The sequence below is a fragment of the uncultured Citricoccus sp. genome (assembly GCF_937871995.1).
In the GTDB taxonomy this organism is placed as follows: Bacteria; Actinomycetota; Actinomycetes; order Actinomycetales; family Micrococcaceae; genus Citricoccus.
Genome location: NZ_CALMQR010000158.1, coordinates 1 through 8,761 on the forward strand (window position 1 = coordinate 1; position 8,761 = coordinate 8,761).

Below are 8,761 nucleotides of genomic sequence, written 5' to 3' on the forward strand. Positions count from 1 at the left end.
GGCGCGACGACCTCCGGCGGCTCGGCCATCCCCGCCTCCCCGGCGGTGAGCAGCAGGTAGCAGACCTCGACTCCCCGCCGGGTCCAGGTCGCGACGGCGGAGGAGGTGCCGTACTCCATGTCGTCCGGGTGCGCGACGACACACAGCACCCGGGACCAGTCCGCGTCGGGCACAGCCGGCAGCGGCGGCGGTACGGCGGGTCCCGTCGTGGGGTCCTTCACATCGTCCAGTTCCTTCCCGTCCTTCCCGCCACCCATCTCGCTCACCGCCCCAGCACGTGACGCAGGGCCGATTCCAGGTCCGGGTGCCGGAACCGGTAACCGTCAGCCCGGGCCTTGTCCGCGCGGGCCTTCTGGTCCGCCTCCACCAGCAGGCGGTTGCCCTCTTCGCCGAGCACCATCCGCGGCGCCACCGGCGGCAGGGGCAGCGCCGACGGGCGGTGCAGGACCCGGCCCAGGGTCTGGGCGAGCTCGCGGGCCCGCACGGGATGCGGCGCCACGCCGTTGACGGGACCGGTGAGGGTGCCGGACAGGGCGGCATGGGCGAACACCCCCACGATGTCGTCGATCGAGATCCAGCTCTGCCAGGGGTCCCGGTCCGCGCCGCCGAAGGGCCCGCCGGTGCCCATCGGGCCGCCGGCGCCGACCAGGAACAGCGGCAGCACCTGCTGGAGGATGCCACCGGCCGGGGTCTGGACCAGCCCGGTGCGGACCATCACGGTCCGTACTCCCGCCTCTGCCGCCGGGGCGGTGGCCTGCTCCCACTGCTGGCAGACCTCGGCCAGGAAGTCCGTGCCGGCGGGGTCGGTCTCGTCCAGCCCGTCACCGTTCGGCCCGGTGCCCGCCTCGGCCCCGTAATACCCCACCCCGGAGCCGTTGACCAGCGTCCGGGTGCGGCCGTCGTCCGCGAGGTCCGCCAGGGTGCGGGCCAGCAGGCCGGTGGTGTCCAGCCGGGACTGCAGCACCGCGGTGCGGTGGGCCTCGGTCATCCGGCCGCCGATGCTCTCCCCCGAGAGGTTGACCACGACGTCGGCCTGCCGCAGGGCGTCCGGGTCCAGGCTGCCGGCGGCCGGGTCCCAGGAGATGGCCGGCCCCCGGTTCCCGGAGGCGGTGCTGCCGGGCCGCACCAGCGGGATGACCCGGTGGCCACCGCCGGTGAACAGGGCCGTCAACTGGGTGCCGATCAGTCCGCTCGCGCCCGAGACGGCGATGGTCAGGGCCTGACCGCTGCCATGGTGGGCGTGGAAGTCCAGGTCGTCACGCACCTGGGCGTGCCGGTAGGCGAACTGGCGGTCCAGCTCGGCCTCGAAGTGGTCCTGCGTCCAGTGCTCGGTGGAGCGCCCGGCCTGGCCGAGGCGGCCGAACAGGGGGGCCCCGGGCAATTCGTACTCGATGTGGTCCACCATCACGGTGCCGGGAGAGCCGTCGGCGGTGTCCGCCTCACCGGGGGCCGCGTCCTCGAAAGTGTGCGTGTGGACCCAGGAGCGCAGGGGCCCGGAGGCCATCTCGTCGCGGAACATGGTCCCGTCCTCGAAGGCGGTGTGCCGGGCCGTCCACGGCACCTCCGGGGCCAGCCAGGCCGGCAGGCTGACCGGCAGGATGGTGCGCGCGAGGCCGGCCGCGGACTCCAGGCCCAGGCCCAGCGACCCGGGGGCGCCGATGCCCAGCCGGGCCTCGGCGCCGACGTCGATCCCGTCCGGCTCCCGCCGGACCGAACCGGCGAACGGGGGCGTGAGCCGGACCAGGGCGCCGGGGCGGGTGAACCAGGCGAAGACGTCACGGCGGCTGAACGGGAGGTGGACACGACGCTCGAAGACAGGCATGGGGCCAGTCTTGCACTGAGCCCTGCCTACGGTGAGGGCATGAGTGCGCAGAATTCCCTGACCCGAGGATCCCCGGCCCTGCTGGGCCTGATGTGGATCGCGCTGTGGGGGTTCTCGGGGTTCTTCCTCAGCTACTCGACCATGGTGCCGATCAGCGTGGAGCGGGGCCTGTCCTCCGTCACGGGTGGCGCGCTGCTGCTGGTCATGATGCTCAGCGTCATCGCGGTCCAGCCGGCGGCTCCCGCGGTGCAGCGGCGCCTGGGGCCGCAGCGGGCCATCGGTGGGTCATTGCTGCTGATGGCGGCCGGACACGGTGCCGCCGTCCTCGTGCCGGACCCGGCGGCGGGCCTGCTGGCCACGGGGGTGGCCGTCGGCGGCGGGTTCGGGGTCCTCGTGGTCCTGGCGACCGCTGCCGTGCCCGCCGTCACGAGCCCGGAACGGGTCGGCCGGGCACTGGGACGGTTCGGGGCCATGACCGCTGCCGCCGCCGCTGCCGGCGCGCCGTTGGGGCTGTGGCTCAGCGCCCAGGTGCCACCGGAGGCGTTCCGGGGGTTCGCCGCCGCGGCGGTGCTGCTGGCCCTGCCCGCGCTGCGGTTCGTCCCCTCCCGGTCCTCCGTGCCCGGGACGCGGCCGTCCGCGCGGCCCGCCCCGGGGAGGGACCGTGCGTCGGGATCCTTCTGGTCCGCGCTCGCCCCGGTGCTCCTGCCCTTCCTGGTGAGCATGTGCGCCTACGGGCTGGTCATCGCCTTCGGCCCGGGCGGGGGCACCGCCCATCCCGCCCTGTTCATCGCCACCATGCAGGCGTCCGCGGTGGTGAGCCGGTGGGTGGCCGGTGCGCTGACCGACCGGGGGAACCCGGGCACGGTGTACACCGTAGGCATCGTCATGACCGTGCTCGGGCTGGTCACCGTGGCCCTGGTGCCCCCGGGGTGGGCGCTGGCGGCCTGCCTGGTGCTGATGGGGCTGGGCGTGGGGGCGGTGCAGTCCGCCAGCCTGGTGCTGGCCTTCGCCCGGGCCGGCAGTCGCGGCCAGGCCAGCGTCGGGTGGAACATGACCTTCGACAGCGGCCTGGGCCTGGCCGGGCTGTTCGGCGGGCTGGGTTTCACCTTCCTGGGAACGGGGCCGACGTTCGCCGGGGTCGCCGGACTGTTGCTCGCCGCCAGCCTCCCCCTGTGGTCGTCGCGGCGCTGACCGCGAGAGGCTGGGGAATGTCGCGAACGTCCAGGCAGAACTCTTAACCAACCCCTGCTGAGGAAGCCGAACCGGAGACTTTCGCGAAAGCATCACGCTCGCGGGCCATCGGCACTTCGCAGGCTTCGAATATCGCCCTGACGCCCCCCTTGTTTTGTCCACAGAGACATATAGCCTCGGTGTACCAAACACCTTGATGGGGGATCCAGCATGCAGTTTACTGACCGTCTTTTCTCACTAGCGGCCAAACTACAACAGCAGAAAAGTGTCATCGAAACCGAAGAGGCCACGAAGAACGCACTGGTCATGCCGTTCATCTCGTCGATATTGGGCTACGACGTGTTCAACCCTCTTGAGGTGGTGCCAGAGTTCACCGCTGACGTGGGCATCAAGAAGGGCGAGAAGATCGACTACGCGATCGTCCATGACGGTGAAGTGCAGATGCTCATTGAATGCAAGAAGTCTCTCGGTTCCCTGACGCTCGAGCATGCCTCGCAGCTATACAGGTACTTCGCGGTGACCAATGCGCGAATCGCCATTCTCACCAACGGAGAGGCATACCAGTTCTACACGGACTTGGACGCTCCCAACAGAATGGATTCCAAGCCGTTCCTGGTTCTCGATCTCAATGATATTGATGAGGCACTGATTCCGGAGCTTCGCAAACTCTCCAAGGATGAGTTTGACCTCGACTCGGTCGTCAGCGCTGCCGAAGAACTCAAATACATCGGTGCCCTGAAACGCGTGATTGGTGGTTACTTCACGACTCCTGACGAGGAATGGGTGAAGTTCCTCGCCTCAAAGGTGCATGAGGGAGCGATGACACAGAAGGTCCGGGACCAGTTCAGCCCCTTGGTCGCGAAGGCCTGCCGTCAGTATCTGAAGGACCAGGTCAACGACCGTCTCAAGGCCGCGCTGGGAGAGTCCTCACCATCAGCGGCAACCGAGGAGCTCGCCAGCAATGTCACCAGCGGGGAAATCGCCGAGCGCGATCTCATAGATGTCGTCGCAGACGGAATCGAGACCACTGTTGAAGAGCTGGAAGGCTTCCACATCGTGCGCGCCATCGTCTGCAGTGAGGTCGGTCCGGAGCGTATTGTGCACCGTGATGCAAAGTCCTACTTCGCAATTCTGCTGGATGACAACAACCGGAAACCCATAGCCCGCCTCCACTTCAATCGATCTCAGAAGTACCTGGGTATCTTCGACGCACACAAGGCGGAGACCCGCGTTCCGCTCACGAACTTGGTGGACATCTACAACCACGCCGAAGAGCTCCGAGAGAGTGTTCGCGGATATCAGACCGCCTCTTGATCTGATGGTCCTCGGGCTTATCAGTCTCCACGCGAGCGGTCTGGCCATTCCGGTCCAGAGGGCGTCCCCATAGTCTGATCCAAAAGCGACGGCGGTTCTGTTCGTTGCCGTATTCGGGTGAGTTGAGGGGAGCGGTGAGATGACGCAGCACGAGGATCCGCAGGTGGCGCGGCACGCGCAGTCGATGGCCGGGCAGGACGGGACCATGCCGGCACAGCAGCAGGAACCGCCCGGGCTGACCGCCCCCATGGACCCGGTGCCGGACCACGGGGAGTCCAGCTGGGTCGGGCGGGGCCGGCTCGAGGGGCTGAAGGCCCTGATCACGGGCGGTGACTCGGGCATCGGTCGTGCCGTGGCGATCGCCTTCGCACGGGAGGGTGCCGACGTGGCGATCAACTACCTCCCCGAGGAGGAGGAGGACGCCCAGGACGTGGTCGGCTGGATCGACAAGGCCGGCCGCACGGCGGTGACCGTACCCGGGGACCTGCGGGACGAGCAGGAATGCGGGCGGATCGCCGAGGAGGCGGTCGCGGGACTGGGCGGCCTGAACATCCTGGTCAACAACGCCGGTTACCACTGGGCCCGCGGAGAGCCCGGGATCGAGGGGCTGCGGACCGAGGACCTGGACCGGGCGGTGCGGACCAACCTGTACGGCACCCTGTGGCTGACCCGGGCGTGCGTGCCGCACCTGTCCCACGGGGACTGCATCATCAACACCACCTCGGTACAGGCCTACCAGCCCTCGGAGACGATGATCGACTACGCCGCCACGAAGGCCGCCCTGAACAACGTCACCGCGAACCTCGCCGGCGAGCTCGGGCCGAAGGGCATCCGGGTGAACGCGGTGGCGCCCGGACCGGTCTGGACGCCGTTGCAGCCGGCCACCAAGACCCCCGAGGCCGTCTCCCACATGGGTGCGGACACCCCGCTCGGCAGGATCGGCCAGCCCGCCGAGCTCGCCGGGGCCTACGTGTTCCTGGCGAACCCGGCCGAGGCGAGCTACGTCTCCGGAACGGTGCTGGGTGTGACCGGCGGGCTGCCGGTGTTCTGAGACCCCTCCGGCGGACCGGACCCTCCGGGACGTCTCCACCACCCAGGACATCCCCGACGAACGATCGGCGCCCCACCATGCAGCGGAACGAGCTCGAGGCCCCCATCGCCACCAAGATCCTGCGGCGGCTGAGGACTGCCACGGAGTCCGGCCGGATCACGTGGTCTCCGGTGCAGGACTGCGTCCCCGACCGGGACTGGCTCAGCGGCCGGTTCGCCGTGGCGACGATCGAGGACACCGTCGAAACGGGCTTCGCGGGCGGCGACGCCGTCCGGGCGCGCCCACGTGGAGCACGAGATCCCCCAGCTGAGGGTCGGGAGCGTCCCCGAGCCGTTCGACGGGGCCGTGCTGTCCCGGTTCATCCAGAGCCTGGACGCCCTGTCCACCTGAGGGGCCGGGACGTCGACGGCGAGGCCACGCAGTATCGACGGTGACGCCGATGACCGTTGCCGCGGCAGGACCCTGACCTGTGGGAAGGGTGAGGGCGCGCGCACCCAGCGACTCGGGGGGACGTCGGCGGTGCGGCTGTGCCAGACTGGTGCCGCGCCACATCTCCCGCGCGGGAGAGTGCCGGTGCTGCAGGATCCGGGCCTCCGGACCCGGCGGCGCCGGACGCCGAAGGAGCAATCTCTCCCCGAGAATCTCTCAGGCCCACGTACCGCGCAGGGTCGGCGTCTCTGGAAAGTGCCAGGCCCCCAACGCCTCGGCCACCGACGGTGCAAGCACGTATCCTCCAGATACGTGCGGAATCTCTCAGGTCGATGACAGAGCGGGGAGGTACCGATCCGCGCCCGAGAAGCGCCTTGGAGGAGAACCCATGAACGCCATCGTCACCCCGTCCACCGGTCAACGCCACGAGCCGCGGGACACCGCGTCAGCCCCGTTCACCAGCCGTCACATCGGTCCCCGCCAGGCGGACGCCGAGACGATGCTGGCCGCCCTGGGCTTCGAGTCCCTGGAGGCCCTCGTGGACGAGGCCGTGCCCGCGGACATCCGCCAGCACGAGCCCCTGAACCTGCCCGAGGCCCGGACCGAGGCCGCCGTCCTGGAGGAGTTGCGGGCCATCGCCAACCGCAACATCGTCAAGACCCAGATGATCGGCCAGGGCTTCTTCGACACGGTCACCCCGCCGGTGGTGCTGCGCAAGGTCCTGGAGAACCCGGCCTGGTACACCGCCTACACCCCCTACCAGCCGGAGATCTCCCAGGGCCGGCTGGAGGCCCTGCTGAACTTCCAGACCATGGTCGCCGACCTCACCGGCCTCGAGATCGCCAACGCCTCCCTGCTGGACGAGGCCTCCGGCGCCGCCGAGGCCGTGCTGCTGATGCACCGGGCCAACCGGAAGAACGCCAACGGCATCACCCTGATCGACGCCGACCTCTACCCGCAGACTCGCACCGTGGTGGAGGGCCGTGCCCGCGCCCTCGGCCTGGACGTGCGCGTCGCGGACCTCTCAGCGGGCCTGCCCGAGGACCTCGCGGCCGATCTGGAGGAGAAGGGCCTGTGCGGCATCCTGCTGCAGCAGCCCGGGGACTCCGGCCGGATCCACGACCACTCCGCGGTGATCGCCCAGGCCAAGGAGCGCGGCGGCATGGTCGCCATCGCCGCCGACCTGCTCTCCCTCGCGCTCATCGTCCCCCCGGGCGAGCAGGGTGCGGACATCGCCGTCGGCAACACCCAGCGCTTCGGCGTCCCGCTGTTCTTCGGCGGCCCGCATGCCGCCTACATGGCCGTCCACAAGGGCGTGGAGCGCCAGTTGCCCGGCCGTCTCGTCGGCGTCTCGCAGGACGCGGCCGGCCGGCCCGCCTACCGCCTCGCCCTGCAGACCCGTGAGCAGCACATCCGCCGCGAGAAGGCCACCTCGAACATCTGCACCGCCCAGGCCCTCCTGGCGATCACGGCCTCCATGTTCGCCGTCTACCACGGCCCGGACGGCGTGCGGGCGATCGCCGAGCACGCCCACCGGCAGGCCGGCCGGCTGGCCGCAGCCCTGCAGTCCGCCGGGTTCACGCTGAACCACGAGTCCTTCTTCGACACCGTGCAGGTCTCCGTGCCCGGACTGGCCCGCACCGTGGTCAACGCCGCCGAGGCGGCCGGGGTGAACCTGCGCCTCGTGGACGCGGGCACGGTCGGCATCTCCTGTGACGAGACCACCACGGACCGGGACCTGCTCGCGGTGCTGTCCGCCTTCGGCGCCCCCGCGGAGGCCCTCCCGGCCGGTGCCGGGAGCGGGCAGTCCGGGGACACCGGGGCACCCGACGCCGGCCGGGCCAGCGGGCACATCCCCGCGTCCCTGCAGCGCACCAGCGAGTACATGACCCACCCGGTCTTCAACACGTACAAGTCCGAGACCCAGATGCTGCGCTACATCAAGCGCCTCTCCGGGTACGACCTGGCCCTGGACCGCACCATGATCCCGCTGGGCTCGTGCACCATGAAGCTCAACGCGACCGCGGAGATGGAGTCCATCTCCTGGCCCGAGTTCTGCTCCATCCACCCGTACGCGCCCGACCACCAGACCGAGGGCTGGCGCTACCTGCTGACGGACCTCGAGGAGAAGCTGGCCGAGATCACCGGCTACGCGGGGGTCTCGGTGCAGCCCAACGCCGGTTCCCAGGGGGAATACGCCGGCCTGCTGGCCATCCGCAAGTACCACCTGGCCAACGGTGAGGGTGAGCGGGACATCTGCCTCATCCCGGCCTCGGCCCACGGCACCAACGCCGCCTCGGCGGTGCTGGCCGGGCTGAAGGTCGTGGTGGTCAAGACCGCCGAGGACGGCACCATCGACAGCGCCGACCTGGACGCCAAGATCGCCATGCACCGGGAGCAGCTGGCGGCGATCATGATCACCTACCCCTCCACCCACGGTGTCTACGACGCCGACGTGCGCGAGGTCTGCCGCAAGGTCCACGAGGCCGGCGGCCAGGTGTACATCGACGGGGCCAACCTCAACGCCCTGGTCGGCCTCGCCCAGCCGGGCAAGTTCGGCGGCGACGTCTCGCACCTGAACCTGCACAAGACCTTCTGCATCCCGCACGGCGGCGGCGGTCCCGGCGTCGGCCCGGTGGCCGTGGCCGAGCACCTCGTCCCGTTCCTGCCCAGCCGGGAGGAGCCGATCACCTCGGCGCCCTGGGGTTCCGCGGGCGTCATGCCGATCTCCTGGGCCTACCTGTACCTGATGGGCCCGGAGGGGCTCACCGATGCCACCCGCTACGCCCTGCTCAACGCGAACTACGTGGCCAAGCGACTGGGCGAGTACTTCCCGGTGCTCTACACGGGTGAGACCGGGCTGGTCGCGCACGAGTGCATCCTGGACCTGCGCGAGCTGACCGCCCGCACCGGGGTGACCGCCGAGGACGTCTGCAAGCGCCTGATCGACTACG

General features: G+C 70.0%; 6 protein-coding genes and 1 riboswitch. Of the genes, 4 read left to right on the top strand and 2 right to left on the bottom strand.

Annotation, left to right across the window (positions count from 1 at the left end; translation table 11 throughout):
* Both Q0283_RS17330 and Q0283_RS17335 read right to left on the bottom strand, forming a co-directional pair.
* Positions 1-266, bottom strand: a 266-nt coding sequence (locus Q0283_RS17330) for a PIG-L deacetylase family protein (protein WP_298045904.1), incomplete at its 3' end; no start/stop codon positions are given.
* On the bottom strand, positions 263-1,822 hold the full coding sequence (locus tag Q0283_RS17335; RefSeq protein ID WP_183529821.1) for a TIGR01777 family oxidoreductase: 1,560 nt from the start codon (positions 1,820-1,822) through the stop codon (positions 263-265). The genes Q0283_RS17335 and Q0283_RS17330, both read right to left, overlap by 4 nt.
* A gap of 39 nt (positions 1,823-1,861) precedes the next feature.
* On the opposite strand from Q0283_RS17335, the gene Q0283_RS17340 reads away from it, so the two are divergent.
* The 4 genes from Q0283_RS17340 to gcvP form a co-directional block, all read left to right on the top strand.
* A complete protein-coding gene (locus Q0283_RS17340) occupies positions 1,862-3,013 on the top strand; it encodes an MFS transporter (protein WP_183529819.1) in 1,152 nt (383 codons plus the stop codon).
* Positions 3,014-3,223: 210 nt separating this feature from the next.
* The gene (locus Q0283_RS17345; protein WP_183530062.1) at positions 3,224-4,327 is read left to right on the top strand and encodes a type I restriction endonuclease; all 1,104 of its coding nucleotides are present in this window, start codon (positions 3,224-3,226) and stop codon (positions 4,325-4,327) included.
* Between the two features lie 139 nt (positions 4,328-4,466).
* Positions 4,467-5,378 carry an SDR family oxidoreductase gene (locus Q0283_RS17350; protein ID WP_298045907.1) on the top strand — a complete coding sequence of 304 codons (912 nt, stop codon included), beginning with the start codon at positions 4,467-4,469 and terminating at the stop codon, positions 5,376-5,378.
* Between the two features lie 550 nt (positions 5,379-5,928).
* Positions 5,929-6,049: riboswitch (glycine riboswitch) on the top strand.
* A gap of 146 nt (positions 6,050-6,195) precedes the next feature.
* Positions 6,196-8,761: aminomethyl-transferring glycine dehydrogenase (gene gcvP / locus Q0283_RS17355; RefSeq protein ID WP_298045908.1), on the top strand; the 2,566-nt coding region annotated here is incomplete at its 3' end.